This window comes from Citrobacter sp. RHBSTW-00017 (assembly GCF_013797615.1).
Taxonomy (GTDB): domain Bacteria; phylum Pseudomonadota; class Gammaproteobacteria; order Enterobacterales; family Enterobacteriaceae; genus Citrobacter; species Citrobacter braakii.
Genome location: NZ_CP056899.1, coordinates 3,343,530 through 3,368,283, shown reverse-complemented (window position 1 = coordinate 3,368,283; position 24,754 = coordinate 3,343,530). Strand labels below are relative to the sequence as shown.

Below are 24,754 nucleotides of genomic sequence, written 5' to 3'. Positions count from 1 at the left end.
GGTTATTTATAGATAACCGCGGTGCCGCTCATTTTGTCTTTGCCGATAGCGGAAGTGATGCTGTAACCCGTTGCACCAGCAGCAGTCGCTTTTTCAGCCAGTTTTGCTTCCAGGCCGTCCAGCGTGGTGGCGCCGTCAGCAGATACCACACCAATTTTGTTCATGTTTTGCGCCTGAGTAGAGGAAACTGGCTCGGCAGCAAAAACGCCAAATGACAGGGTAGACAGAGCGATGGCGGCAACAGCAAATTTGATATTTTTCATGATTAATTTCTCGCAGGTTTGTTCTGTTAGTCAGTGTTCTTTAAGAAGACGTTGTTTCGTCGATGTGAGAAGTATCACGTTTTTTTATGCGAGATAAAATCGAATAGAATTGACGACATCAATCAAAAAAATTGAATGACAAATAACTTATTGAATATTAATAAATTCGAAAGAGGGATTTACAGTTCTTGTCATTGCGCTTTACAGAGAAACCGACAACGGCACATTTTGCTACACAGAGTGCAAAAAAGCGTGCTCGTAAAGGAAATCGTATGCGCTGAAACTTTCGGTAAAGATAAGTCAACGTAGCTGGCTGTCTTTCGAACCTCTGCGATTATATCCTGAAAATGCTGCGCTATGTGAATCTTTATCCTGCTGGCATGTGATGCACAAGCGTACGCCGGGCACGGCCTCCCGTCTGGCCTGAGGGATTGGATTACCACATTCTTCGCATTCATACAGACTTTCCCCCGTCGGTAACTCACCGCGGGCGCGGGCAACAGCATCTTCAATAGTATTGTTGATCTGTTCGTTAACAGCGTCGTCATTTGCCCATCCGGATGCCATACCTACCTCCTGCTGATGTCTACAGAATAAGTATAGCGAATGTGATGGCTGAAAAACGACCACGCGTCAGCGGTATCAGATTTCAGACCATTCGCGCAGCAGGTTATGGTAGAGATTGAGAAGCGACAGGATCTCGCTACTCTCCCCATGACGTGTCTTCAGGGACTGGATGTTTTTATCCAGTTCAAAAAGCATGGCGCGATTTTTATCGTCCCGGATCATCGACTGGATCCACATAAAGGATGCCACCCGAACCCCACGGGTCACCGGCGTAACGCAGTGCAGGCTGCTGGAAGGGTAAAGTACCAGATCGCCTGCCGGAAGTTTTACCGCATGCTGGCCGTAGGTGTCATTGACCAGCAGCTCTCCTCCCTCATAATCGTCAGGATTACTCAGGAATAAGGTGGCGGAAAGATCTGTGCGCATCCAGCCGTTTTGCGGATGACTACGCACCGCGCCGTCAACGTGAAAACCGTAGGTCTCGTTGTCCTGGTAGCGATTGAACAGCGGTGTGGAGAGCGTTTTCGGTAATGCAGCGGCGAAGAATAACGCGCTGTTGTTCACCGCGTTTTGTACCGCCTGTTGTAAAACGCCGTAACGCTCACTTTGCGTATTCACCTGCTGGTTGTTTTTAACCTGCGCGCCCTGAGCGCCGGTGGTTGCGCGGCCATCAACCCAGTCGGCAGCGTCCAGCTGTTCGCGAAACCAGGCGACATCCTGCGCCGACAGAATGCCGGGAATGTGATACATCATCAGTGTTTCTCCTGAAAGTGGGGCTTACGCCCCACGTAAAAGATCAGAAATGCATATTTGCCGTGAGCAGGAAGGTTCTTGGCTCACCCGGATGGTAACGGTATCCGCTCTTGTTAATGGAGGATACATAATCGGTGTCGAACAGGTTATAGACGTTCAACTGGAAATCGAGATTGCGATTCACGCGATAACCCAGTTTCGCGTCGGCGACCCAGTAACCTTCGGTGTAGGATGGCGTACCCACGGCCCCGTCGGAACCGCGATGCATACTGCCCACGTAGCGAGCGCCCGCGCCAACAGAGATATCATCGGTAGCCTGATACTGGTTCCACAGCGTGAACGCATGTTCTGGCGTATACGGCAGGGATGAAGAACCATCCTGAGCAACGTTTTTGCCGCTGTGGATCGTCGCGCGCTGCTGGGTGTAACCCCCAATAACCTGCCATGCGGGAGTGATGTTCCCTGCTACCGAGAGTTCGTAACCTTCAACGCGCTTCTCCCCGTACTGGGAATATGTGCCGTCGTCGTTCTGCTCAACTTCGTTCTCAATATCCGTACGGAAAATCGCGGCAGTTAACAGCAGGCGCTTATCCAGCACCTCCCATTTGGTGCCGATCTCGCTGGTTTTCGCTTTCTGCGGTTTGAAATCGGTACGGTTCGCACTGTTACCGCTTCCGCCCTGAGCGAGGGCAAAGTTGCTGCCGCCCGGCGGTTGCTGAGAAACGGCGTAGTTAATGTAAACGTTACCGTTATCGGTCAGGTGATACAGCGCGCCCGCTTTCCAGTTCACCAGATTGCCTGATTTGGCAGTATCCACGGTGGTGACCGGAGAACCTTTCGCCACGCCTGTCGGACACGCGACCGCGCCGCGACCAGAAGCGCCGCAAGCGGTGGCGCTGTCATATTCCGTGCGGTAATTGTCGAGGCGAATACCACCGTTTAGTTCAAACTCACGGGTAATCTGTAGCGTATCAAACGCGTATACACCGAAGGTATCGGTTTGCCCGTTAGCATTAGCGCCGTTACGAGACAATCCGCCGATATTCACATTGCTGTTGGGGTGATAGATATTTACCGACGGCGGAGTGATCGGGTTTACACCATAGTTGGTTTGCGTTTCACGCGTTAGCTCCACGCCGGTGCTGATGTCGTGACCGATGGATCCGGTGTAAAATTTTGAGGTCAGGTTGGTTTGGTTGGTCAGGATCTTATTGCTGACATCTTTGGTATTTGCCAGGCGTGACCAGGTCCAGGTGTCGACGCTGCTGGAGGGTTGGGTGATGTTAGTCGCGCCGCCCATCACCGCCGTCATCAGATAATCCTGCTTAATGCGTGACCAGCGGGTGGTGTTGCGAATAGTGGTGCTGTCGTTCAGGTCATGTTCAAAACGCATCGTTGCAGTATCGGTCGTCGAATCGTCGTAATCCGAGTTGGTACCGTAGAAGTTATGCGTATCCACTTTTCCTGACTGATTCAGTGCAGCAGTCCCCGCGGAAGGCGCGGAATATCCCGGCAGACCGATGGTCGGGACACCGCCATCCGGAGTGTTGTGCTGGGTGACATGCAGATAGTTCAGATACAGTCGGTTCTCAGTGCCTAAGCCAAAGGCGAGAGAGGGGGCCACACCATAACGTTCATTCTTAACGTTATCGCGACCGGCATCATGCGTTTTTTCACCCATCAGGTTTAACCGTGCAGCGGTGGTCTCGCCAATGACCTGGTTAATGTCCAGCGTACCACGGCGGAACCAGGCGCTACCGACGCTGGCCGAGGCATCGATCCCTGAGTCGGTGCGCGGCTGTTTGCTGATCATATTGATGGAGCCCGTTGGCGCGCTACGGCCATAGTCGGTGCCGGAGGGGCCTTTGATCACTTCAACCTGTTCGGTATTGAAAGTGTCGCGCGTAACGCTGCCAATATCTCGGATACCGTCGATATAAATACTGTTCGAGGTATCCGCACCACGCATGTACACCGCGTCACCGGTGGTGGAGTTACCGTTCTCACCGGCGAAAAACGCGCCAACGCCCGGTACGTTTTTCAGCGCATCGGTCAGATTGGTTGCACCTTGATCCTTAATCACCTGCTCAGAAATCACTGTCATGGTGCGGGTTGTATCCGCTAGCGGGCGGGAGAACTTAGGGTCGGCAGACTGCGTTGGGGCGTATAACGAAGGTTTGGCCGCTTCAACAACCAACGTATCTTCTTGTTTTTTATCTTGATCGCCCGCGGCGACAGCCTGAGCTACCGGAGACAGGCCAATACACAGACCGGCAAAAAAAGTCAGTGAATGAAAACTACTGGCAGGCAAATTGCGATTTTTATCCATGTTAGTGAGTGACTTATTATTTTTTGAGTAGACGGTTTCACTCGCGCGAAGGGACATCTCTGTGGATGTTATACCCTGCAGGCCTCGCGGGAGTGAATGTGTAATTGATAATGATTTTGATAAGCATTACTAATCAGTGCGACGTTTTAGCATTCATTAATTCAAAAATAAATACATTTATTTACATTGGATTCAAAATTGCTACACGATGATTACAATTTGAGCGGTGAACGACGTGAACAGCAGGTAGCAAACTGCATTCGGGGTGAATGCAGTTGGGCTAAGGTGAGGGACTACTTATAGATAGTTGCGCTGCCGTACATCTGGTTTTTACCGCCCGCAGAATTGACGACAAAGCCTTTTGCGCCTTGCTCTTTCGCTTTCTCTGCCAGCTTGTCTTCGAGATCGCTCAGGTTAGAAGCTCCGGTAGCGAAAACAGTGCCGGAAGCTTGTAGCTGGCCGGTTTGAGGGCTGGTGTAGGGCTGTGCAGCAAAGGACGCAAATGTCATGCCGGTCAGTACGGTAGCGGCAAGGAATGTGAGGCATTTCTTCATGGTGATATCCTCTGAGAAACAACAGGTCGTGCCTGATAAGTTTAGGCCGTCAGCGGATGACATTTACCGCAAAAAACTGGTGATGAGGTGTCTGTTTTTTGAACAATCAGCAAGCCATCAAATAGGTATAAAAAAAGCAAATTTCCTTGCTGTGTGTTTACCGCGTGGCGTTATGCGGGTATCTTACGCCGCTGTTAAAAGGAGAATGCTATGCCCCCCCAGAAACCGGGATTACACCCACGCAACCGCCACAATGGCCGTTATGATCTTGCGACTTTATGCCAGGTTACACCCGAGTTGACGCAATTTCTCACCCTCACGCCAGGCGGCGAGCAGAGTGTTGATTTCGCGAATCCGCAGGCAGTGAAGGCGCTCAATAAAGCACTGCTGGCGCATTTTTATGCGGTGAAAAACTGGGATATTCCAGACGGTTTTCTGTGCCCGCCGGTTCCTGGTCGCGCTGACTACATTCACCATCTGGCCGACCTGTTAGGTGAAACCAGCGGAACCATTCCGGCAAATGCGAGCGTGCTGGACGTGGGAGTTGGGGCAAACTGTATTTATCCGTTGATCGGCGTGCATGAATATGGCTGGCGATTCACCGGTAGTGAGACCAGTAGCGAAGCGTTTAACAGCGCTCAGGCGATCGTAAATGCCAATCCGGGGTTAACTCGTGCTATTCGTCTGCGTCGCCAGAAAGATGCTACGGCAATCTTCAACGGTATCATTCACAAGAATGAGCAATATGAAGCCACATTGTGTAACCCGCCGTTCCATGATTCTGCGGCTTCAGCCCGCGCCGGAAGCGAGCGCAAACGTCGTAATCTGGGGCAGGATAAAGATGATGCGCTGAACTTTGGCGGGCAGCAGCAGGAGCTGTGGTGTGAAGGCGGTGAAGTGGCATTCATCAAAAAAATGATCGCCGAAAGCCAGGCCTTTGGCCGTCAGGTGATGTGGTTCACCACGCTGGTTTCGCGCGGCGAGAATTTGCCTCCGCTGTACCACGCGTTAACGGATGCGGGCGCGGTGAAAGTGGTTAAGAAAGAGATGGCCCAGGGGCAAAAGCAGAGTCGCTTTATTGCCTGGACCTTTATGGATAACGATCAGCGTCGCCGTTTTATGGCGCGTAAACGCTAAAGCGTTGGCTCGGTTGGCGGCAGCGGTTCGCTTGCTGCCGACGCAGGGCCATTCACCGGTGCAGGCAAAACCTGATACGTCTGTACTGGCGCGCGTACGTTGGCCAGATCGAAGTATTTCTTCACCTGGCTGTCGAGCGCGAAACGTACCGTCCACTGTTTCAGCGGTAATGTGGTAAATGAGACCCGTAGCGTGAAGGCCGTATTGGTTAACCCCACAATCCCGGCAAACGACGGCTCGCCAATAATCAGCCCGCGAATATCGTCCTGTTCCATCACTGCAGCCACAGCGTCTTTCAACGCCTGATTCGCTTTATCTGCATCCTCATGGCGGTCTACGTCGTAATTGGCGACGACCGATCCAATCCCGCGCACAAAGTTGGCGAAGGTCGTTATCGATGACCAGGGAATGATATGGTACGCCCCGGTGTCCTGACGGACGCCCACAGAGCGGATGGACATCCGTTCAACCGTACCGGTGAGTGGGCCGATAGTCACCAGGTCGCCGGTGTTCATGCCATTTTCGAACTGAATAAAGATCCCGGTAATAATATCTTTTACCAGCGTTTGCGAGCCGAAAGAGATAGCCAGCCCCAGCGCCCCGGCCCCGGCCAGTAAGGGCGCGATATTGACGCCAATTTCGGATAGCACAATCATGATGGTGATCGTGCTGATGATCACCGCCAGCGCGTTGCGAAACAGCGTCAGCAGGGTGCGGGTACGGGCGCTGGGGAGCGGGCGGCCGTGAATATCGGAAGCCAGACGATTTTCAATCAGGCTGGCAAGGATCGTCCAGCCGATGGCGGAGAAGAATAAAATCAGCGCGATACGGATCAGGATATCCACCGTTTTTTCTCCTGCGCCGTAATGCAGCCAGTTCCAGAAATCGAACAATCCCCAGGCATTCAGTAGCAGCATTACCGCGACGCACACCGTCAGGATCCTGGCCACGCTTAACGCCGTCGACAGCCAGCCATTCAACCGTTTTTGTAATTCCGGATAGCTGCGCTGGGTGTGTGGCGAAAGGGTAATAGTTTTGGCTATCCAGCGGGAAAACATGCCGGAAACAAAAGCGGCGATCCCAATGATCACCAGGCTGCGCAGCGTAGCGCCCATCATGAATTTCAGGCTGTTGCCCGGATCAAACAGCGAGAAGAAAAACAGCACAATGAAGTAGGCGCTGGCCAGCCAATGCCATACCAGCGCAAAGGCGCGGATAAACAGGCTGAAAAACGCTAACGATCTTTCCGCCAGATTCAGCAAATGCTGCGTTATCTCTTTCTTGTTTCTGAAAATCAGGTACAGCGCCCATAGCGTGATACACAGCATGATGATGACGTTTGCCATCGCGCCGACCTGCACGTTGACCTGATTCGAGATAATGGGAACGGCAACGATAAGTCCGTATCCAATCAGGCTGCTCAATGAACTTAAACGGCGATTCCAGTAGCGCGCACCGGCATCCTGAATGTTAAACGGGCGCAGTTCGGCCACCGTTGGGCAAAATATCAGGCGTAGAATGGCTTTGAAGAACTCAATTAGCGCAAAGGCATTAAGAAACAGGCTTTGCTGAAAGGCGATAGTGCGGCTACCGGCGTTCATTCTGTCGCTCAGTATCTGCCCGACAAACAAAGTCAGCGCCAGCAGAAGCAAATCGATAATGAATGCGCCGACGATCATTGCCGGAAGCTGGAGCCAGTTGCTGCGTTCGCGGTTTTTCCGTCGTGCCCATTGCCCCATTTTGCGATACAGCGGCAGCGCGCACAGGCGAAGCAGCCAGAAAAAACCGAACACTGACGCCGCCAGCATTAAAAAATGGGTCAGGGCATTGGTGAACGTTTGCGGGTTGAAGGTCTTGTGTGGTGCATCGGTAATATTGCGGTAAAGCTGAGCAAAGCGGCTGGAGAGCGCCTCACCGTAGTGGCGGGTGACATCCGTGACGTTTTCCAGCACCGTTTTTTCTTCCGTTAACGTGGGCGGAACAATGGTTGGCACCGGTTCGGCAGGGGGCGCTGTCGCCACTTTGCGTAACTGACCGATCAGTTCCTGGCGCGAGGCGTCATTTTCCAGCACATCAGCCAGTGCGCCGTAGGCCGCTTTCTTCTGTTCAACATCCGGCTCTTTCGTCGGCGCGGTTTGCGCGTTGGTTGACGTTGTCGTAGTGACGCCAGGTATCGTCACCGCCTGAGTCGGGAGACTCACCAGACAAACAAAGATGAACAGGATCCAGCGCATGACTCCTCCCATGAGAAAATAAATTCAAAAGGATAAGTATAGATGTCAGGGCGGGGGAGAAATGAAATGAGAGGATTCTGGTGAAAAACCTCCCTTCAGGCGAAGGGAGGGAGAGCTATCAGGAAACGTGCTGCAAGAATTCCTGTAAACGTTGGCTGGGCGGATTTTCAATCAGGGCCTGCGGATTACCGTCTTCGGCAATACGTCCCTTATCGATGAAAATCAGGCGTGAAGCCACTTTTTCGGCAAAGCCGATTTCGTGGGTCACAATGACCATGGTCATCCCTTCCTCCGCCAGATCCTGCATAACTTTCAGAACTTCGTGGCGCAGTTCCGGGTCCAGCGCTGAGGTTGGCTCATCAAACAGCATCATTTTAGGCTTCACCGCCAGCGCACGGGCGATCGCCACACGCTGCTGTTGACCGCCAGACAGTTCAGAAGGGTAGTGATGCGCACGCTCGGCCAGACCTACTTTCGCCAGCAGCTCTTTAGCCAGTTTCTCGGCCTGTTCTTTATTCGCCCCGCGTACGCGCTGCGGTCCGAACATGACGTTTTCCAGCGCCGTCAGATGCGGGAACAGGTAGAACTGCTGAAACACCATCCCGGCTTCCTGGCGGATTAACCGCTCGTCTACCTTTGGATCGTTTACCTTCAGACCGTCGACGATCAGATCGCCAGAGGTTATCTCTTCCAGTTTGTTAATGCAGCGCAGCAGGGTTGATTTGCCGGACCCGGATGGCCCGATAATTACCACCACTTCGCCCTGCTGAATGTTCAGGTCAATATTGTGCAGCACCTGGGTTGGGCCAAAGTGCTTAGAAACGTTTTTAAATTCAATCACAGGATTTTCATCCTTCTTTCCAGACGACGCAGAATGAAGCTCAGCACCAGCGTAATGATCAGATAGAACACCGCAACGGCGCTCCAGATTTCCAGTGCGCGGAAGTTACCGGCAATGATTTCCTGGCCCTGACGGGTCAGTTCAGCGACGCCAATGACAATAAACAGCGAGGTATCTTTAATGCTGATGATCCACTGGTTGCCCAGCGGTGGCAGCATACGACGCAGCGCGAGAGGTAAAATAACGTGGCGGATAGTCTCTGTACGTGAAAGCCCAAGCGCCAGTCCGGCTTCACTGAATCCTTTATGGATTGAGAGCACCGCGCCGCGGGTGATTTCCGCAATATAGGCGCCGGAGTTGATCATGATGGTGACAACGGCGGCGCTAAAGGGATCAATGCGTAAATCGTTAAATGCCATTGGCAGGGCAAAGTAAATAAACATCACCTGCACAACGATTGGCGTACCGCGAATGACTTCGATAAACACCAGCGCTACGTGGTTGGCTATCCAACCGCCGAAAGTACGCGCAAACCCTGCTGCAAGCCCGATTATCAGACCGCCTGCCAGACCGAGGACCGAGATCCACAGGGTCATTTTGGCGCCTTCAATCAAAAGCGGGATGGCGGGCCAGATGGCACTCCAGTCAAACTGCATATTTCGTTCCTGTTACCGTGGTGAGAAAAGTAATGAGCCATAACGCGATGACTCAAAATTGCAGGCCCGGCGGCGCTGGCGCTACCGGGCGTTACAGAACGTTCTTGTTATTTAGGTTCCGTACCGAACCATTTTTTGTAGATTTCGTTGTATGTGCCGTTCTCTTTCAGCGTTTTCAGCGCGCCGTTCACTTTCTCACGCAGTTCATCGCTGCCTTTCGGGAAGGCGATACCGTACTGCTGGGCTTCCAGGGATTCGCCTACAGCTTTGAACTGACCGTTGCCAGCGGTTTTGATGAAGTAAAGAATGTTTGGCGTGTCGTGCAGCACGGCGTCTGCGCGGTTGGTGCCCAGTTCCATATATGCGTTATCGATATTCGGGAACTGACGCAGATCTTTGGTTTTGATGTTAGCTTTCGCGTAATCAACGGAACCCGTGCCGCTCTTCACAGCGACGACTTTACCATCCAGATCTTTCACGCTTTTCACGTCGTTATTATTCGCTTTGACCATCACTAACAGACCGCTTTTGTAGTAGCCGTCAGAGAAGTCGATCGCTTTCTTACGCTCATCAGTGATGGTGATACCCGCCAGCGCCAGGTCGATATTCTTGGTTTGCAGAGCCGGGATGATGCCGCTGAAATCCATTGGTTTCAGTTCATAATCCAGCTTCAGTTCTTTGGCCACGGCAGCCCACAGATCCACATCAAAACCAACGTATTTGTCACCCTGTTTGAATTCGAACGGTACAAACGCGGTGTCGGTTGCGACAACCAGTTTCTTATCTGCGGCATGGGAGGACACCGCAAAAGCCAGGGTAAGTGCAGCCAGTGAGACTTTTAATACAGACTTCATAGGATTTCCTTTTATATCCACGGGGCGATCCCCTGCGAGAACATATGGCTTAATGAAAAAATCGTGCCAGTTTTGCAACTCATTGTTTTAACAAGAGGGTGTCTCGTTTCTCTGCACAATAAGTAGGGCAAAGTGGGCAATCTGCACTGTTTTGGGGCACTCATTTGGTGCGTACCTGACACAGTGCAAACGGTATGACTATTTAGCGTAAAAATTGTTGATAAAACAATCTTTCGTTAACGATTGTGTGAAGTGATTATTACAAATAATTTACTTTGGAGTGACGAACGATCAATGTCATGCACCATAGATGTGCAAAACCCCCGCCAGGGCGAGGGTTATATAGGTAATTCTTATGTCTGCTGTTATTCAATGTTGGCTTCGATAAACCACAGGAATTTGTCGAGGTCGCGTGAAGCGGCGGTGAAGATATCTGCTGTATCTTCGTCTTTTGCTTCGCTAATGGCTTTACGGACGCTGTTAGCGACGACGGCATAACGATCGGCCAGCTCTTTTAAGTGGTCCTGTACGCTATGGATATCCAGCGGATAGCTTTTCAGAGGCGTTTTGCTATTAATAACCTGGGTGGTACCCAATGCCACACCGCCTAACTGTACGGCGCGCTCAGCCATGGTATCGAGGTGGTCGGTCAGGGCAGTACGGAAGCCATCGAGCATTTCATGCACAGCAATGAAGTTCGCGCCGCGCATGTTCCAGTGAGCCTGTTTGGTGATCAAAGACAGGTCGATGAACTGGATCACTTGCTGATTCAGCAGCTCTACGGTCGCTTTCTTTTCGCTATCTGTTACATCGTTGCGGGTATAAAGGAGGGCAGATGCTTTTGTTTTTACCAGTTTTGCGGTACTCATATTTTCATATCCTCTTGATAATTATGTCCCAGCTCTTCAACGGGAATAAGTATAGCGTGAATTTTGGATTTATTTTTCTGGTGTTACCTATCACTTTAATAGCGAAGAGAGGGGTGGATATGAAATAACTAATAAAATCATACAGATATGATGGTTACTAATGGAGGGGTGTTATTTTTATGTTAATGTAAAAATTTCAAGAAATATGTAGATGAGAAAATTATATTTATTAGAATAATTATCACGCAGATTTACAATTGAATATTCTGCATGATTATGCAAACCATGCAGAATATTAAGTGGTTAATTCACGTCAACTTGCTTAATTTGTGGTTCTTTGCGAATAGTGAGCGTGGAACCCATTGATGCGACAATAATGGCGCCCAGAGCGAGCGTTTGGACAAGCGTCAGCGTTTCACCGAGGAAGATCATTCCTGAAACCGCAGCCAGTGCGGGTTCCATACTCATCAGAGTACCAAAAGTGCGTGTTGGCAGCCGCGTCAACGCAATCATCTCCAGCGAGTAGGGAAGCGCAGTGGAGAGGACCGCAATGGCCAGGCCTAACGGCAGAATGGACCAGTGCCACAAGGCATCCCCAGCCTGGAGCGCGCCGATGGGTACAAAAATCAGCGCCGCAATTAATGACCCTACCGCAACGGTCGCCGGACCATGTTCCGCGCCGGCACGCTGCCCGGTAAGAATATAGATTGCCCAGCAGGCGCCAGCGCCCAGCGCCAGCGCAGCACCGGTTAAATCCACGTGAGAAACGTCCTGACCTAACGGCAGCAGGAACCAAAGCCCGAGTACAGCCAGTGCAACCCAAATGAAATCCACCGGACGTCGGGATGAAAACAGCGCTACCGCGAGCGGGCCGGTGAACTCCAGCGCTACGGCAATTCCCAGCGGGACGGTCTGGATTGACAGGTAGAAGAGATAGTTCATCCCACCCAGAGACAGACCATAAAACAGCAGCGGCAGGCGTTGTTCTTTGGCGAATCGCAAACGCCAGGGTTTAAAGAAGGCAATAAGGATGAGGGTGCCCAGCGCAAGGCGCAATGCGGTAACGCCCGGCGCACCGACGAGTGGGAATAGCGATTTTGCCAGAGATGCTCCGCTTTGAATGGAGGACATAGCAATAAGCAAAACCAAAATAGGCAACCAGACTGGCGCTTTACGTGACGACCCCGGCATCCTTTCTCCTGTCAAATGATAATTACACGCCTTCATCTGCGTGACGTTGCAAATTTGCTACGACACGGATGACGTGATGTATAGAAAAGTAAAACAGCGAGTGTAATGGAAATACGCATCGCTGGTTGAGTATTCGTTGAAAAAAAAATTGCTCAGTTCCGTACAATGGCATGGAAGTGATGGATTAATAATCTGTGTGATTAGGAATATTCTGGATGAATGTGCCATATTGTGCGCGCAATAATGGCATTTTAGGTTAGAAAAGTGATGTTAATTGAAAGAGATAGCGGGTTTCTGAAACGTTCTGTTACATGAAAGACCCCGTTAGACATCGCGAATCGCAAAGAGTTTCCCATCAATTTTTGTTATATTTAAAACTTAGGATTTACTTGAAGCACATTTGAGGTGGTTATGAAAAAAATTGCATGTCTTTCAGCACTGGCCGCTGTTCTGGCTTTCTCCGCAGGTACTGCTGTAGCTGCGACTTCTACCGTTACCGGTGGTTACGCTCAGAGCGATGCTCAGGGCGCAGCGAACAAAATGAACGGTTTTAACCTGAAGTATCGCTACGAGCAGGACAGCAACCCGCTGGGTGTTATCGGTTCCTTCACTTACACTGAAAAAGATCGTACCGATGCGTCTGGCGACTACAACAAAACCCAGTACTACGGCATCACTGCTGGCCCGGCTTACCGTCTGAACGACTGGGCAAGCATCTACGGTGTAGTGGGTGTTGGCTACGGTAAATTCCAGAACGCAGCATCCCCGGCTGATAACCACACCACCAGTGACTACGGTTTCTCTTACGGTGCTGGTCTGCAGTTCAACCCGATCGAAAACGTTGCTCTGGACTTCTCCTACGAGCAGAGCCGTATTCGTAGCGTTGACGTTGGCACCTGGATCGCTGGCGTGGGTTACCGCTTCTAATCACTTCGGTGATAAAAAAAATCCGCCTCTCGGGGCGGATTTTTTTTGTGCGCAACTCAGAGATTAACGAGATTTGGTCTCAAAGATGTCGGTACCCAGATGGTTGTAGTCCACCTTCTGCAATTTGAAGTTGGTGATGTACACCGGGCCAGCCTTTTTCTCCGAAATAAAGCGATAGCTGTTGGTGATTTCCTTCGCGCTTATCCCCGTCCACTGCGAGAAAAAGCTGAGGAAATCATTGGCGGAGCGACGGGCTTTAATCACCCGGTGCGCTTTATCATCGCTCGACAGCACCATAAATGGTACCTGGAAATTCTGCTGGAACTGATCGTCATGCGCCAGGTACTGCACCTCTTTCCCCCGCTCTTTAAACGCGAGGCCATGATCGGAGAAATAGACCATCGAGAAGCTGTTACCGCTGTTACGTAACTGATCGTAAAGCTGGCGCAGCAGGTCATCCGTCTGCGTCATGGTGTACAAATAGCAAGATGTCTCTTTCGACTGGACGAAAGTCTCGTATTTACCCTGCGTACGGTCGCAGGCCTGCGGATGCGAGCCCATTAAATGCAGCACGATAAGCTGTGGCTGAGTGCGCTCGGTTGCCAGCACCTGGGCGGTCATCTTCAACAACGCTTCGTCACGGGTATTTTTATCCGCTTCGAAATCACCGCTTTTGAGGAACTGAACTTCATCAGCTCGCTTCGCAATGCTGGCGATTGCTGTATCGTATTCACCAATCTGTCCCTGATTGGAGAACCACCACGTCTGGAATCCCGCGCGGTTAGCCAGAGTGACAAAGTTATCCTGGAACTGGGGTTTATTGTCGACCACCCGATTTAGCGTCAGGCCGAGTGATTTTTGTGTCGAACCGCTTGCCGCGATGTAATCCGCGAAGATGTAGCCGTTAACGGAACTGGCAAACGGGGTGTTATCCCAGTGGCCGCCAAAAGCGCCTAACGCATCGCGGCGGGCGCTTTCGCCGATGACCACCACGTAGGTATGATACTTCGGCTTCACGGCGGTTACCGTCCAGCTGTCTTTCACGCTCGCCAGCTTCGCCATACGCTCTTGTTCGTCGAGCACTTCGTTGTTATTAACGATAACGTCCTTGGCAAAGCGGAAAACCGGATAGCCGGTGTCTTTCAGCTTGAACACGCCGCCCCAGGCCAGGTTTTGCACCGGGGTTACAAAGAACGCGACTACGCTGAACAGCAAACAAATGCTGTCGAACTTGTTCCAGCTACGCTGCTGCACCTCTTTTTTACGGCGTACGGCGATAACACCGAGGGCGAAAATAAACACCCCAACCAGATAACTGTACCAGGGGAAGATGGTGAGGATTTCAGTAGACTCTTCCATATTGGTTGAGTGCAGCGCCAGTAAGGTATTGAAGTTCGGCGAACCGTAAGCCTGGCCAAACGGGAAGTACATTGCCGCTATCAGCGAGCAAATGCCAATCAACACTTTCTGCGCACGCGGCGCGCTGCGCCACAGCAGCATCAATATACAGGTGAAAGCAACGCTATAGAGCAGGCTAAGCGGATAGCCCAGCGCAAGGTTGATCAGCAGAGACTGTAAGAAATAGAGGCCAGTCCACGGACTAATCGCCCGGCTACGAGCAATGATTGAATCTTTGAGGGTTAAATTCATATGCCACTGTTACAAAAACGCCATGTGCTTACCCTGGCGCTAAGGGTCATTGCCTGCCTGAGAGAGCGAGAAGGGGGATAGGGTCCGCATCCGCGAGCCGCAATATATGCAGGGCTGCGAAAAGATAGAGTGTGTGCAAGAGAAGGTCAACTACTACTAAGAAATTGTTTTGCGAGGGGCGTGGCAAAACTGACAAAAAGAAGGGTTATTGGCACGAAAACGATCACCGTATCCGAGTTACGGCAGGAAAATGAAGCGGCGTACCGCGACGCCGCATTATTTATCTGCAGGTTTATCCTGCTCTGGTTTGCTGTTAATCATGTCGCACAGCATAGAGATCAGCATTAACCGTACTTTAAAGGGAGAGTGGCTAAACACGCGCATACACCTCTTAAATTCATTCATATAAACCTCCTGACTTCACGATCCCATCAGTCCTTGAGGGATGTCTTTATTATATACAGATATAGCACAGGCTATATTATATAGCTATTGCTAAAACGTTAATTTTTTGTGCCCACGCAACTCTGGTTTACAATGAGCGTTCTCTAATCAGATGCCGTTAACGCGTCACAGTAACGAGGAAGCAGAATGAGTCGTCGCGCAGGTATGCCAACAACAAAAAAAGTGACGCAATTGGTGAATGTCGAAGAACATGTTGAAGGATTTCGTCAGGTCCGGGAGGCACATCGCCGTGAGCTGATTGATGACTACGTAGAGTTGATTTCCGATCTCATTATTGAGGTGGGTGAAGCGCGCCAGGTCGATATGGCCGCACGGCTTGGGGTTTCCCAGCCGACGGTTGCTAAAATGCTTAAGCGTCTTGCTTCAGTTGGGTTGATTGAAATGATCCCCTGGCGGGGCGTTTTTTTAACCGCAGAAGGTGAACGACTGGCTCAGGAGAGTCGGGAGCGTCACCAGATTGTGGAGAACTTCCTGCTGATGTTAGGTATCAGCCCGGAAATTGCCCGTCGCGACGCGGAGGGAATGGAGCATCACGTCAGTAAGGAAACGCTGGAGGCTTTTAGCCGGTTTACGCAACAGAAAGGCACAGGCTCTGAATGAGTTTTCCTTTACTACGCGCCTTACAGCGCGATCGCTTTTTTCAGCTGTTAATCATCGTCGGGGTTGTACTGAGCCTGTTCGTGCCATTTACACCACGGTCGTGGCCGGGGGCGATAGACTGGCACACGATTATTACGCTTAGCGGCCTGATGTTACTGACCAAAGGCGTGGAGCTAAGCGGTTACTTCGATGTGTTAGGGCGCAAGATGATCCGGCGCTTCAACACTGAACGTCAATTGGCGATATTTATGGTGCTGGCGGCGGCGCTGCTGTCGACGTTTCTGACCAACGATGTTGCGCTGTTTATTGTTGTTCCGCTGACGATCACCCTGAAAAAATTGTGCGCCATTCCTGTAAATCGCCTGATTATCTTTGAGGCGCTGGCGGTAAACGCCGGTTCGTTGCTCACGCCAATAGGTAATCCGCAAAACATTCTGATGTGGGGACGCTCCGGCTTATCGTTTACCGCGTTTACCTGGCAGATGGCGCCGCTTGCGGGGGCCATGATGCTGACATTGGTGGCGCTGTGCTGGTTCAGTTTCCCGTATAAAGCTTTGCATTATCATACCGGTACGCGCGCGCCTGACTGGCAACCGCGCCTGGTGTGGAGCTGTCTGGGGCTGTATATCATTTTCCTGGCGGCACTGGAGTTAAAACAAGAGCTGTGGGGCCTGGCGATCGTTGCGGCAGGATTCATGGTGCTGGCTCGCCGCGTGATCCTCAGCGTGGATTGGACGCTGCTGTTGGTGTTTATGGCGATGTTCATTGATGTGCACTTGCTGACGCAACTCCCGGCCTTGCAGGAGATTACCCACCAGATTGGCACGCTTTCAGCGCCGGGGCTTTGGGTGACGGGCATTGGCCTGTCGCAGTTTATCAGTAATGTTCCCAGCACGATTTTGCTGCTGAACTACGTCCCGCCAACGCTGCTGCTGGCCTGGGCGGTCAATGTGGGCGGTTTTGGGTTGTTGCCGGGATCGCTGGCGAATCTTATTGCTTTACGGATGGCAAACGATCGACGGATCTGGTGGCGTTTTCATTGGTATTCGGTGCCGATGCTGATATGGGCGGCGCTGGTAGGGTATGGTTTATTGCAGGTGATGTGAGGATTGTGCCCGATAGGGCTGGCGCTTATCGGGCCTACAGGTTAAGTAGGCCCGATAAGGCGAAATGACAGTTTTGATGCTTAGTTCAGACGAACCGGCATACCTGAACGGTTCTGTACCGCCTGCTCAACGACGGCCTGATCGACGTCAGACTGACCGGTGATGCTGGTAATGCTCTTGTTCAGCGTAATCGGTACGATTTCCCCGCCTTCGAACTGTGCTTCAGTGGTAGACAGTGGATTGTGTACCTCGATGTAACGGCTGCCGTCTGGTTCAGTCGTGGCTTTTACCGGCTCATCGATAAACTGTACGCGGGTGCCGACCGGCACATTTTCAAACAGGAATTTGATGTCGTCGTTACGCAGACGCACGCAACCGTGGCTGACGCGTAAGCCGACGCCGAAGTTAGCATTGGTGCCGTGGATGGCGTACAGGCGACCGATATACAGCGCGTACAGGCCCATCGGGTTATCCGGACCTGCCGGAACAACAGCTGGCAGCGGTTCGCCCGCAGCGCGGTATTCCGCATGCATTTTTGCCGTTGGCGTCCAGGTTGGGCCCGCTTTTTTACGTTCTACTTTGGTGGTCCAGTTGATTGGCGTGTCTTTGCCCAACTGGCCAATACCGATCGGCAGAACAATAACGGTGTTGGTGCCTTTCGGGTAGTAGTACAGACGCATTTCAGCGCTGTTAATAACAATACCTTCATGCACGGTATCCGGCAGGATCAATTGCTGAGGTATGTTCAGTACGGTGCCGCCCTTCGGCAGGAAGGTATCCACGCCCGGGTTGGCTTCCAGCATATTAGACAGACCCATCTGATACTCCGCCGCAAAATACTCCAGCGGTTGGGTGTTGCCTTCAGGAATAGTGATGACCTGGTTTTGGCCGATCAAACGGCTGCCATCGGTAGGCAGCGGGTACGTGACGGCAGAAGCGGTGTTACAAAAACCAACTATTGCGAGTGCCGCCGCGAAAAGCGTTGTTAATTTCATATTCATGTTCATGTATGCGAGATTCAGTGCCAGGCAGGCTAGTGGGTTGAGATTTATGTAGTGTTGGGCACGCATTATATGTGCAATCTGAGCAACAAGGAATTCGGATGTGTACTAAATCACATTTTTTTCCTTTTGCTTTCACTTTATCCCTTCAGCATCAAGGCGCGATCTTATTGCAGACTTATGGCATAATAAGCGGTTCGTCACATATTTCTTTCTCTTTCAGGATACGCCAGTGTTAGTTTCCAGCAACGTCACCATGCAGTTCGGCAGTAAGCCGCTGTTTGAAAATATTTCCGTCAAATTTGGCGGCGGCAACCGTTACGGCCTGATTGGCGCGAACGGTAGCGGTAAATCCACTTTTATGAAAATTCTCGGCGGCGACCTCGAACCGACGCTGGGCAACGTTTCCCTCGATCCGAACGAGCGTATTGGTAAGCTGCGTCAGGATCAGTTCGCCTTTGAAGAGTTCACCGTGCTTGACACCGTGATCATAGGTCACGGTGAACTGTGGGAAGTAAAGCAGGAGCGCGATCGCATTTACGCCCTGGCCGAAATGAGCGAAGAAGACGGCTATAAAGTTGCTGACCTTGAAGTTCAGTATGGCGAAATGGACGGCTACTCTGCGGAAGCGCGTGCGGGTGAACTGCTGCTGGGCGTAGGTATTCCGGTAGAACAGCATTACGGCCCGATGAGCGAAGTCGCCCCCGGCTGGAAGCTGCGTGTGCTTCTGGCACAGGCGCTGTTCTCTAACCCGGACATTCTGCTGCTCGACGAACCAACGAACAACCTGGATATCGACACCATCCGCTGGCTGGAGCAGACGCTGAACGAGCGTGACAGCACCATGATCATCATTTCGCACGACCGTCACTTCCTGAACATGGTCTGTACGCACATGGCGGATCTGGACTACGGCGAACTGCGTGTTTATCCGGGTAACTACGACGAATATATGACGGCGGCAACCCAGGCGCGTGAACGTCTGCTGGCCGATAACGCCAAGAAGAAAGCGCAGATTGCCGATCTGCAATCCTTCGTCAGCCGCTTTAGCGCCAACGCATCTAAATCTCGTCAGGCGACTTCTCGTGCGCGTCAGATTGATAAGATCAAGCTTGACGAAGTGAAGGCGTCCAGCCGTCAGAACCCGTTCATCCGCTTCGAACAGGATAAGAAACTGTTCCGAAACGCGCTGGAAGTGGAAGCGCTGACGAAAGGTTTTGATGAAGGTCCGTTGTTTAAAAACTTTAACCTGCTGCTGGAAGTCGGTGAGAAAATTGCCATTCTGGGTGCCAACGGCGTGGGTAAATCAACCATGCTGAAAACGCTGGTCGGCGAATTACAGCCGGATAACGGTACCGTGAAATGGTCTGAAAACGCCCAGGTTGGTTACTACGCGCAGGATCACGAGTACGAATTCGAAAACGATCTGACGGTCTTCGAGTGGATGAGTCAGTGGAAACAGGAAGGCGATGATGAGCAGGTAGTACGTAGCTTCCTTGGTCGCTTGCTGTTCAGCCAGGACGATATCAAGAAACCTGCTAAAGTGCTGTCCGGTGGTGAAAAAGGACGCATGCTGTTCGGTAAGCTGATGATGCAGAAGCCGAATATCCTGGTAATGGATGAACCGACCAACCACCTGGATATGGAATCTATCGAGTCGCTGAATATGGCGCTGGAAATGTACCAGGGCACGCTGATCTTCGTTTCTCACGACCGTGAGTTCGTCAGTTCGTTGGCAACCCGCGTGATTGAAATTACGCCGGAACGCGTAATCGACTTCACCGGTAACTACGAAGATTACCTGCGTAGCAAGGGCGTCGAATAATTTTCCCGTCGTCTTTCGTGTTACAGGTGTGTTGGCTGCACCTGTACACCCCGGTCACTTACTTGTGTAAGCTTGCGGGGATTTACAGGCTGGCCGCCTTCCTGTAACGCGAAATACTTAGGGAAACTTGTGTAAGTTATAGATTAAATAATCCCCAGCGCACGCTTGCCATGGATATTCAAATCATCCAGCGTGAAGCGTCCTTCCCAGTGAGTTTCATAATCCTCGCGTGGGAAATCACCCGGCGATACGCCTTTTTCCAGCGCGGCCTTCACTTTATGGGCGTAGGCCAGATTCTTTTCGCACATCGGTGCGGCAGGGATGTACATCACGTTGCCCCAACCCTGCTGATTTTCTACCGGCGCGACGGAGTGGATCACATCGCAATGCCACCAGACGGAGTCTCCGGCGTCCAGTTGCGGAATGCTGGTTAACGCTTCAATCAGCAGCGGATGCCATTGCGCAGAAATCGGCAGAACTCTGCCGGGCGCAACGCCGCAAAGTTCATCTTCCGGCACATCGTCAAGCAATGGACGTAACAGTACCCAGGCCATCGCTTCAGGGATAGGGACCACGTGCAACAACCCCTGACCTGGCAGCATATCAGAGAGAGCAGTCCAGCCCTGGAAGGTACGGAATACTGAACATTTGGTGGTGTTATCCACCGTGTACTCTTCTACTTCAGTGCGATGCGCGGCCTGCCACGGGTCGTAGTCTTCCAGCTTGCCATTGAAAACATTAGCAAAGACCTGCTGATATGCCGGCAGAAGCCAGCGTTCCAGCGCACCGGAATCCGTATGCGCGCCCAGCCCTTTGGACGTCGTTCCCGGTGGACGACGGCGTATGCGGTCGGGGTAGATAACGCTGACATCCGGGTTAAACCATTGCTTACCTTCGCCTGCAAATGTCCAAAGACGGTTGAGAAATGACTGCGCATTTGCCATTTCTTCACTCTGACGGGCCTGCATCTGCGCCTGGGACCAGTAGATGGGGTAGATTTCAGGTCGCGACGCGCTCAGGGTACCAAAGAAATTATCGCCCGGTCCTTTGTAAATGTCGTCAAAATGGTTGTGGTCCAGATAGTCCAGCATTGACCTATCCCAATCGAGGGCTTGTTCGCGAGAGAAATGGCCTTTAATGACCGCGCATCCGCGACGCTTAATTTCTTCACGCTGCTCAGCACTCACGCGACCCGCCTTGATATCCGCATAGGACAACACAGGCCATACCGGAGAGCCTTGCGCTTTGAGGGCGTTGATTTCCGCCACGCGATTGGCAATGGCCTCGCTCAACTGATTGAAAATCAACTGAACATCTCCAAGCTGTTCACGCAATTGCTTTTTCATCTGCCGGATTGCCGCTTTGTGATCGGTGGGCAACGTGTCGCTGGTAAAAGTAAAAGCCATATCCACCTCGCATTAACTTTCATTCGAAACTGATTTAACTTACAGGTGATAATATAAGTTAAAATTTAGTTAACGCAAGTTTAAAATTTGATGGTGTGAGAAACATGAAAAAGCGTGGAAACCGGGGCAAGGGGATACCCCGGTTGGGCAGGATTAGCAATTAAAAGGGGAAGTGTTATCCAGCACCGCCTGAATCACGTTCAGCGCGCCCTGATGGTTATTGTCGTCGGTCTGATAGCGGGCAATCGATTTGATACTCTCTGCCGCGTTGGCCATGGCGAAAGAGTAGCGCGCCATTTTCAGCATTTCTGCGTCATTGCCGCTATCGCCAATGGCGACCACGTTTTGCGGGGATAGGTTCCAGCGCTTTAGCAGACGGCTGATTCCGTTGGCTTTATGCAAGCCTGGAATGATCAGGTCAATAAACCCAAAGCCGCTGGTGACGGGTTTCATTATACCGTCAAGGGCAGAATGAAGGTGATCGATCACTAATGGGATTTGTTGGTCCGGTAAATTCAGCGAGAACTTAAACAGCACATCATCGATGTCCTGATAATCCTTCACGGGTTTCAGGCGATGGTAGTGTTTTGACATCAATGCGACAAAGGACTCGGGGGCATTTTCGCTAACGTAGGCGCTTTGCAGGCCGCAAGCCACAAAGTTGAGATGCGTATCTTTGAGCAGTTCGCCAATGACAATGCGGGATTCGTGGCGGGTCAGCTCACCGTGAAACAGCTGTTTGCCATGTTCAAAGACTAACGCCCCGTTCTCGGCAACAAAAGAGATCTCATCTTTGAGTTCCGGGAAAAAGGAGATCAGTTGGTAATACTGATTGCCGCTGGCCACGACAAATTCAATATCTCGTTTTTTCAGTTCCTGATACTGCGCCATAAAACGTGCATGATCGTATTTTTTGGCGTCGTCGAGAAAAGTTCCGTCCATATCAGTGACGATAACTTTGATGGTCATACTTGCTCCTGGCTCATAACTGCGACCAGAAACATTTTAATAACAATGTGAGCTAAAGCACAAATTTATTTCATTCGAAAGAAGAATACCCGGCAAGCGAAATGCCGCCGGGTAAGGGGGATTACAGCATATGTTCAGTACGTGCGATGATATCGTCCTGCGCATCTGGAGACAGCGCGGTGAAGAAGGCCGAATAACCTGCTACACGGACCACCAGGTCACGATACTGATCCGGGTGCTTTTTGGCTTCCAGCAGCGTTTCACGGGAGACAATGTTGTACTGAATATGCCAGCCTTTGTGCTCTTCAAAGAAGGTACGCAGCAGGATCATCAGCTTCTGCTTATCGGATTCATTCTCCAGCGTGGCCGGGTTCAGCTTCTGGTTTAACAACACGCCGCCGAGGATTGAACCGGTCGGCAGTTTACCCACCGAGCCAATTACCGCTGTTGGGCCGAGATGGTCCGTTCCGGAAGCCGGGCTTGCGCCTTCTGCCAGCGGAGTGTGCGCCTTACGACCATCCGGTGTGGCCATCGTTGCCGCGCCAAACGGTACGTTTGCGGAGATCGATGAGGTACCCGCGTAGTAATTGCCGCCAACCGGGCCACGTCCGTAACGCGGATTATGATACTGTTTCAACTCATTGATATAGGTCTGATAAGCGCGGGCCAGCAGCGTATCAACGCTATCGTCATCGTTGCCGTATTTCGGTGCGCCGTTGATCAGCCGCTGGCGTAATTGTTCGTGGGTCAGACCGTCAAAATCGTCGGCCAGCGCGGCGGCCAGCTGTTGCTGACCGATAGCGCCTTGTTCAAAGACCAGTTTCTTCACCGCAGCCAGGCTGTTGCCGAGGTTGGCAATACCCACCTGCAAACCCGATACCCAGTCGTATTTCGCACCGCCTTGCTTAATGCTTTTCGCGCGTTCAATACAGTCATCTACCAGCGCAGAGCACAGAATATCGTGTACGTTCTCTTCCAGCATGGTGTCGACAACATACTCAATTTCGATAGATTTACGCGTGTAGTAGCGAATCTGCGCATCCCAGGCGTCCATCACTTCGTCGAAATTGTTGAAGTTACCAGCCGAGAGTGCTTTTTCCTGTGGCAGAAATACTTTACCGCTGGTGGCATCGCGACCACCTTCCAGCGCTGCCAGCATCACGCGGGCAAAGTTAATAAAGCTCATACCGGTACAGCGGTAGCCCCATTTGCCGCCAACGGCGGTTTCGATGCAACCAATGGCCGCATAGTCATAGGCGTCCTGCGGTTCAATGCCAAGCTTAATGAATTCAGGTATGACGATTTCGTCGTTATTAAAGGCAGGCATCCCGAAGCCGCAGCGGATCACCTGTACACAGGCATCCAGGAAATCATTACTCATCCCTGCATGATAACGCACGCTCAGGTTTGGCTGAGTAGAACGCAGGCGACCGCAGGATTCCAGAATAGCGTAGGAGAGCGGATTGACGGCATCCATTGCCTGACCGTTAACCAGGTTTTGGCCACCAATGGTCACGTTCTGATACAGCGGGCTACCCGCCGAGGCTTTCGAATGGGAGCCGGAGCGGATTTTGTTCACTTCCAACAGTTTCAGCCAGCAGCTGTGCAGCAGCTCAATGGCGTGCTCACGATCGAGGCTCTGGTTCAGTTCTACGTCACGACGGTAGAACGGATAGAGGTACTGATCCATGCGACCAAACGACACCGAGTGACCATTCGATTCAATTTGCAGGATCAACTGGATGAAATAGCACAACTGCAGCGCCTGCCAGAACGTTTTTGGCGGCTCATGGGCGATCACATCGCAGTTGTCCGCCATGGTCAGCAGTTCATCACGACGACTGGCGCGAGTTTCCGTGGCCGCCATTTTACGTGCCAGCGCGGCAAAGCGCTCAATGTGCAGACTGACGGCCTCCAGCACGATATCAATCGCTTTCAGAAACTGATCGCCATGGAGGTCTTCCAGACAAGTCAGATTGATGCGGGAACGACGTTCATCAACTTTGTGGCGCAGGCCGTCGAGACCTTTTTCCAGCAGCAGCGGGAAGTTTACCGCCAGGTGTGCATCACCAGAGGTCATGTTACCTTCGGCTTTGATAATGCCGGTTTCCAGCAGCCCTTTCTGCTCGTCCGTAAACATCCCGTAGCAGCGATCCTGCACGGTCTGACCACGCCACCATGGACACACCTCGTGCAACACGCGTTTGTTCTCTTCGCTTACCGCAAAGCCAGCGCCCGGCCTGTCGGCGAGGTCATCGATCTCTTTTTCAATCCACGACACGGTGTATTCCGGGAAGATTGGCGCGGCACGCACTTCGCTTGCCTGGTTACCAATGATCAGTTCGTCATGCTTGATCCAGATGGTGCGTTCCGCCAGATGATGGGCCAGCGCCAGCGCGCGGCGAACCGGGATAGGTTTATCCAGATGCTGTTGATACATCTCGGTATAGTGCTGGGCGCGCTCGGTACAAACCGGCGGCTTCACGATGTGGATCAGGGCCGTTTTATGCGCTTTGATACGGTCGCTGAGTGTGTCCAGTTTCAGAGTGGTCATGGC

The 24,754-nt window shown here is 51.8% G+C and carries 22 protein-coding genes; 5 read left to right on the top strand and 17 right to left on the bottom strand.

Annotated elements, in window-relative coordinates:
- Positions 1-2: 2 nt before the first annotated feature.
- The 5 genes from ybiJ to mcbA form a co-directional block, all read right to left on the bottom strand.
- Positions 3-263, bottom strand: coding sequence for a DUF1471 family protein YbiJ (gene ybiJ, locus HV037_RS16380; protein WP_016152363.1), 261 nt, complete (start codon positions 261-263; stop codon positions 3-5).
- Positions 264-563: 300 nt separating this feature from the next.
- Entirely contained in the window at positions 564-830 is a 267-nt protein-coding gene (locus tag HV037_RS16375; protein WP_003035233.1) for a DksA/TraR family C4-type zinc finger protein, read from the bottom strand.
- Between the two features lie 75 nt (positions 831-905).
- Positions 906-1,583, bottom strand: a complete 678-nt coding sequence (gene ybiX, locus HV037_RS16370) for a PKHD-type hydroxylase YbiX (protein WP_047415262.1) — start codon at positions 1,581-1,583, stop codon at positions 906-908.
- A gap of 43 nt (positions 1,584-1,626) precedes the next feature.
- A complete protein-coding gene (locus tag HV037_RS16365) occupies positions 1,627-3,912 on the bottom strand; it encodes a catecholate siderophore receptor Fiu (protein ID WP_049043091.1) in 2,286 nt (761 codons plus the stop codon).
- A gap of 293 nt (positions 3,913-4,205) precedes the next feature.
- Positions 4,206-4,466, bottom strand: a complete 261-nt coding sequence (gene mcbA / locus HV037_RS16360) for a DUF1471 family periplasmic protein McbA (protein WP_016152367.1) — start codon at positions 4,464-4,466, stop codon at positions 4,206-4,208.
- A 210-nt stretch (positions 4,467-4,676) separates the two neighbouring features.
- On the opposite strand from mcbA, the gene rlmF reads away from it, so the two are divergent.
- The gene (gene rlmF / locus HV037_RS16355; protein WP_047359435.1) at positions 4,677-5,603 is read left to right on the top strand and encodes a 23S rRNA (adenine(1618)-N(6))-methyltransferase RlmF; all 927 of its coding nucleotides are present in this window, start codon (positions 4,677-4,679) and stop codon (positions 5,601-5,603) included.
- Here the strand turns inward: rlmF and ybiO are convergent.
- The 6 genes from ybiO to rhtA all read right to left on the bottom strand — a co-directional run bounded on the left by ybiO (position 5,600) and on the right by rhtA (position 12,248).
- Complete coding sequence (ybiO, locus tag HV037_RS16350; protein WP_103283657.1) at positions 5,600-7,837, bottom strand: mechanosensitive channel protein; 2,238 nt, start codon at positions 7,835-7,837, stop codon at positions 5,600-5,602. The two genes, rlmF and ybiO, sit on opposite strands and share 4 nt — an antisense overlap.
- A gap of 118 nt (positions 7,838-7,955) precedes the next feature.
- Positions 7,956-8,678, bottom strand: a complete 723-nt coding sequence (gene glnQ, locus HV037_RS16345; protein ID WP_003035246.1) for a glutamine ABC transporter ATP-binding protein GlnQ — start codon at positions 8,676-8,678, stop codon at positions 7,956-7,958.
- Positions 8,675-9,334, bottom strand: coding sequence for a glutamine ABC transporter permease GlnP (gene glnP / locus HV037_RS16340; RefSeq protein ID WP_003035248.1), 660 nt, complete (start codon positions 9,332-9,334; stop codon positions 8,675-8,677). Before glnP ends, glnQ begins: the two co-directional genes overlap by 4 nt.
- Before the next feature lie 107 nt (positions 9,335-9,441).
- Positions 9,442-10,188 carry a glutamine ABC transporter substrate-binding protein GlnH gene (gene glnH, locus HV037_RS16335; RefSeq protein ID WP_016152370.1) on the bottom strand — a complete coding sequence of 249 codons (747 nt, stop codon included), beginning with the start codon at positions 10,186-10,188 and terminating at the stop codon, positions 9,442-9,444.
- A gap of 365 nt (positions 10,189-10,553) precedes the next feature.
- Complete coding sequence (gene dps, locus HV037_RS16330; RefSeq protein ID WP_006685362.1) at positions 10,554-11,057, bottom strand: DNA starvation/stationary phase protection protein Dps; 504 nt, start codon at positions 11,055-11,057, stop codon at positions 10,554-10,556.
- A gap of 303 nt (positions 11,058-11,360) precedes the next feature.
- Positions 11,361-12,248 carry a threonine/homoserine exporter RhtA gene (rhtA, locus tag HV037_RS16325; RefSeq protein ID WP_016156069.1) on the bottom strand — a complete coding sequence of 296 codons (888 nt, stop codon included), beginning with the start codon at positions 12,246-12,248 and terminating at the stop codon, positions 11,361-11,363.
- Between the two features lie 411 nt (positions 12,249-12,659).
- Here rhtA and ompX point away from each other — a divergent pair, with 411 nt between their 5' ends.
- Positions 12,660-13,175 (top strand): outer membrane protein OmpX, encoded by a 516-nt coding sequence (gene ompX, locus HV037_RS16320; RefSeq protein ID WP_016152372.1) that lies wholly within the window; start codon positions 12,660-12,662, stop codon positions 13,173-13,175.
- Between the two features lie 63 nt (positions 13,176-13,238).
- Here the strand turns inward: ompX and HV037_RS16315 are convergent, their stop codons facing one another.
- Together HV037_RS16315 and mntS are read right to left on the bottom strand one after the other, a co-directional pair.
- Positions 13,239-14,825: a phosphoethanolamine transferase gene (locus HV037_RS16315; RefSeq protein ID WP_047359432.1), complete on the bottom strand. Its 1,587-nt coding sequence runs from the start codon at positions 14,823-14,825 to the stop codon at positions 13,239-13,241.
- 276 nt (positions 14,826-15,101) lie between these two features.
- The gene (gene mntS / locus HV037_RS16310) at positions 15,102-15,230 is read right to left on the bottom strand and encodes a manganase accumulation protein MntS (protein ID WP_046274644.1); all 129 of its coding nucleotides are present in this window, start codon (positions 15,228-15,230) and stop codon (positions 15,102-15,104) included.
- 186 nt (positions 15,231-15,416) lie between these two features.
- Between mntS and mntR the strand changes: the two genes are divergently transcribed.
- Positions 15,417-15,890, top strand: a complete 474-nt coding sequence (mntR, locus tag HV037_RS16305) for a manganese-binding transcriptional regulator MntR (protein WP_047359431.1) — start codon at positions 15,417-15,419, stop codon at positions 15,888-15,890.
- Complete coding sequence (locus tag HV037_RS16300; protein ID WP_103283658.1) at positions 15,887-16,996, top strand: anion transporter; 1,110 nt, start codon at positions 15,887-15,889, stop codon at positions 16,994-16,996. Before mntR ends, HV037_RS16300 begins: the two co-directional genes overlap by 4 nt.
- Before the next feature lie 80 nt (positions 16,997-17,076).
- Here the strand turns inward: HV037_RS16300 and ldtB are convergent, their stop codons facing one another.
- On the bottom strand, positions 17,077-17,997 hold the full coding sequence (gene ldtB, locus HV037_RS16295) for a L,D-transpeptidase (protein WP_003035268.1): 921 nt from the start codon (positions 17,995-17,997) through the stop codon (positions 17,077-17,079).
- Between the two features lie 232 nt (positions 17,998-18,229).
- Here ldtB and HV037_RS16290 point away from each other — a divergent pair, with 232 nt between their 5' ends.
- Complete coding sequence (locus HV037_RS16290; RefSeq protein WP_103283659.1) at positions 18,230-19,822, top strand: ABC-F family ATPase; 1,593 nt, start codon at positions 18,230-18,232, stop codon at positions 19,820-19,822.
- Positions 19,823-19,965: 143 nt separating this feature from the next.
- Here the strand turns inward: HV037_RS16290 and HV037_RS16285 are convergent, their stop codons facing one another.
- The 3 genes from HV037_RS16285 to HV037_RS16275 all read right to left on the bottom strand — a co-directional run bounded on the left by HV037_RS16285 (position 19,966) and on the right by HV037_RS16275 (position 24,751).
- Positions 19,966-21,228 (bottom strand): DUF1479 domain-containing protein, encoded by a 1,263-nt coding sequence (locus tag HV037_RS16285; RefSeq protein ID WP_016156074.1) that lies wholly within the window; start codon positions 21,226-21,228, stop codon positions 19,966-19,968.
- Between the two features lie 153 nt (positions 21,229-21,381).
- Positions 21,382-22,197, bottom strand: coding sequence for a Cof-type HAD-IIB family hydrolase (locus HV037_RS16280; RefSeq protein ID WP_016156075.1), 816 nt, complete (start codon positions 22,195-22,197; stop codon positions 21,382-21,384).
- A gap of 121 nt (positions 22,198-22,318) precedes the next feature.
- Positions 22,319-24,751 (bottom strand): glycyl radical protein, encoded by a 2,433-nt coding sequence (locus HV037_RS16275; RefSeq protein WP_049040697.1) that lies wholly within the window; start codon positions 24,749-24,751, stop codon positions 22,319-22,321.
- Between the last annotated feature and the right edge of the window lie 3 nt (positions 24,752-24,754).

Bases quoted from the DNA above. Each gene is read 5' to 3' on its own strand.
- ybiJ (WP_016152363.1), bottom strand. From the start codon at position 263: ATGAAAAATATCAAATTTGCTGTTGCCGCCATCGCTCTGTCTACCCTG.
- HV037_RS16375 (WP_003035233.1), bottom strand. From the start codon at position 830: ATGGCATCCGGATGGGCAAATGACGACGCTGTTAACGAACAGATCAAC.
- ybiX (WP_047415262.1), bottom strand. From the start codon at position 1,583: ATGATGTATCACATTCCCGGCATTCTGTCGGCGCAGGATGTCGCCTGG.
- HV037_RS16365 (WP_049043091.1), bottom strand. From the start codon at position 3,912: ATGGATAAAAATCGCAATTTGCCTGCCAGTAGTTTTCATTCACTGACT.
- mcbA (WP_016152367.1), bottom strand. From the start codon at position 4,466: ATGAAGAAATGCCTCACATTCCTTGCCGCTACCGTACTGACCGGCATG.
- rlmF (WP_047359435.1), top strand. From the start codon at position 4,677: ATGCCCCCCCAGAAACCGGGATTACACCCACGCAACCGCCACAATGGC.
- ybiO (WP_103283657.1), bottom strand. From the start codon at position 7,837: ATGCGCTGGATCCTGTTCATCTTTGTTTGTCTGGTGAGTCTCCCGACT.
- glnP (WP_003035248.1), bottom strand. From the start codon at position 9,334: ATGCAGTTTGACTGGAGTGCCATCTGGCCCGCCATCCCGCTTTTGATT.
- glnH (WP_016152370.1), bottom strand. From the start codon at position 10,188: ATGAAGTCTGTATTAAAAGTCTCACTGGCTGCACTTACCCTGGCTTTT.
- dps (WP_006685362.1), bottom strand. From the start codon at position 11,057: ATGAGTACCGCAAAACTGGTAAAAACAAAAGCATCTGCCCTCCTTTAT.
- rhtA (WP_016156069.1), bottom strand. From the start codon at position 12,248: ATGCCGGGGTCGTCACGTAAAGCGCCAGTCTGGTTGCCTATTTTGGTT.
- ompX (WP_016152372.1), top strand. From the start codon at position 12,660: ATGAAAAAAATTGCATGTCTTTCAGCACTGGCCGCTGTTCTGGCTTTC.
- HV037_RS16315 (WP_047359432.1), bottom strand. From the start codon at position 14,825: ATGAATTTAACCCTCAAAGATTCAATCATTGCTCGTAGCCGGGCGATT.
- mntS (WP_046274644.1), bottom strand. From the start codon at position 15,230: ATGAATGAATTTAAGAGGTGTATGCGCGTGTTTAGCCACTCTCCCTTT.
- mntR (WP_047359431.1), top strand. From the start codon at position 15,417: ATGAGTCGTCGCGCAGGTATGCCAACAACAAAAAAAGTGACGCAATTG.
- HV037_RS16300 (WP_103283658.1), top strand. From the start codon at position 15,887: ATGAGTTTTCCTTTACTACGCGCCTTACAGCGCGATCGCTTTTTTCAG.
- ldtB (WP_003035268.1), bottom strand. From the start codon at position 17,997: ATGAATATGAAATTAACAACGCTTTTCGCGGCGGCACTCGCAATAGTT.
- HV037_RS16285 (WP_016156074.1), bottom strand. From the start codon at position 21,228: ATGGCTTTTACTTTTACCAGCGACACGTTGCCCACCGATCACAAAGCG.
- HV037_RS16280 (WP_016156075.1), bottom strand. From the start codon at position 22,197: ATGACCATCAAAGTTATCGTCACTGATATGGACGGAACTTTTCTCGAC.
- HV037_RS16275 (WP_049040697.1), bottom strand. From the start codon at position 24,751: ATGACCACTCTGAAACTGGACACACTCAGCGACCGTATCAAAGCGCAT.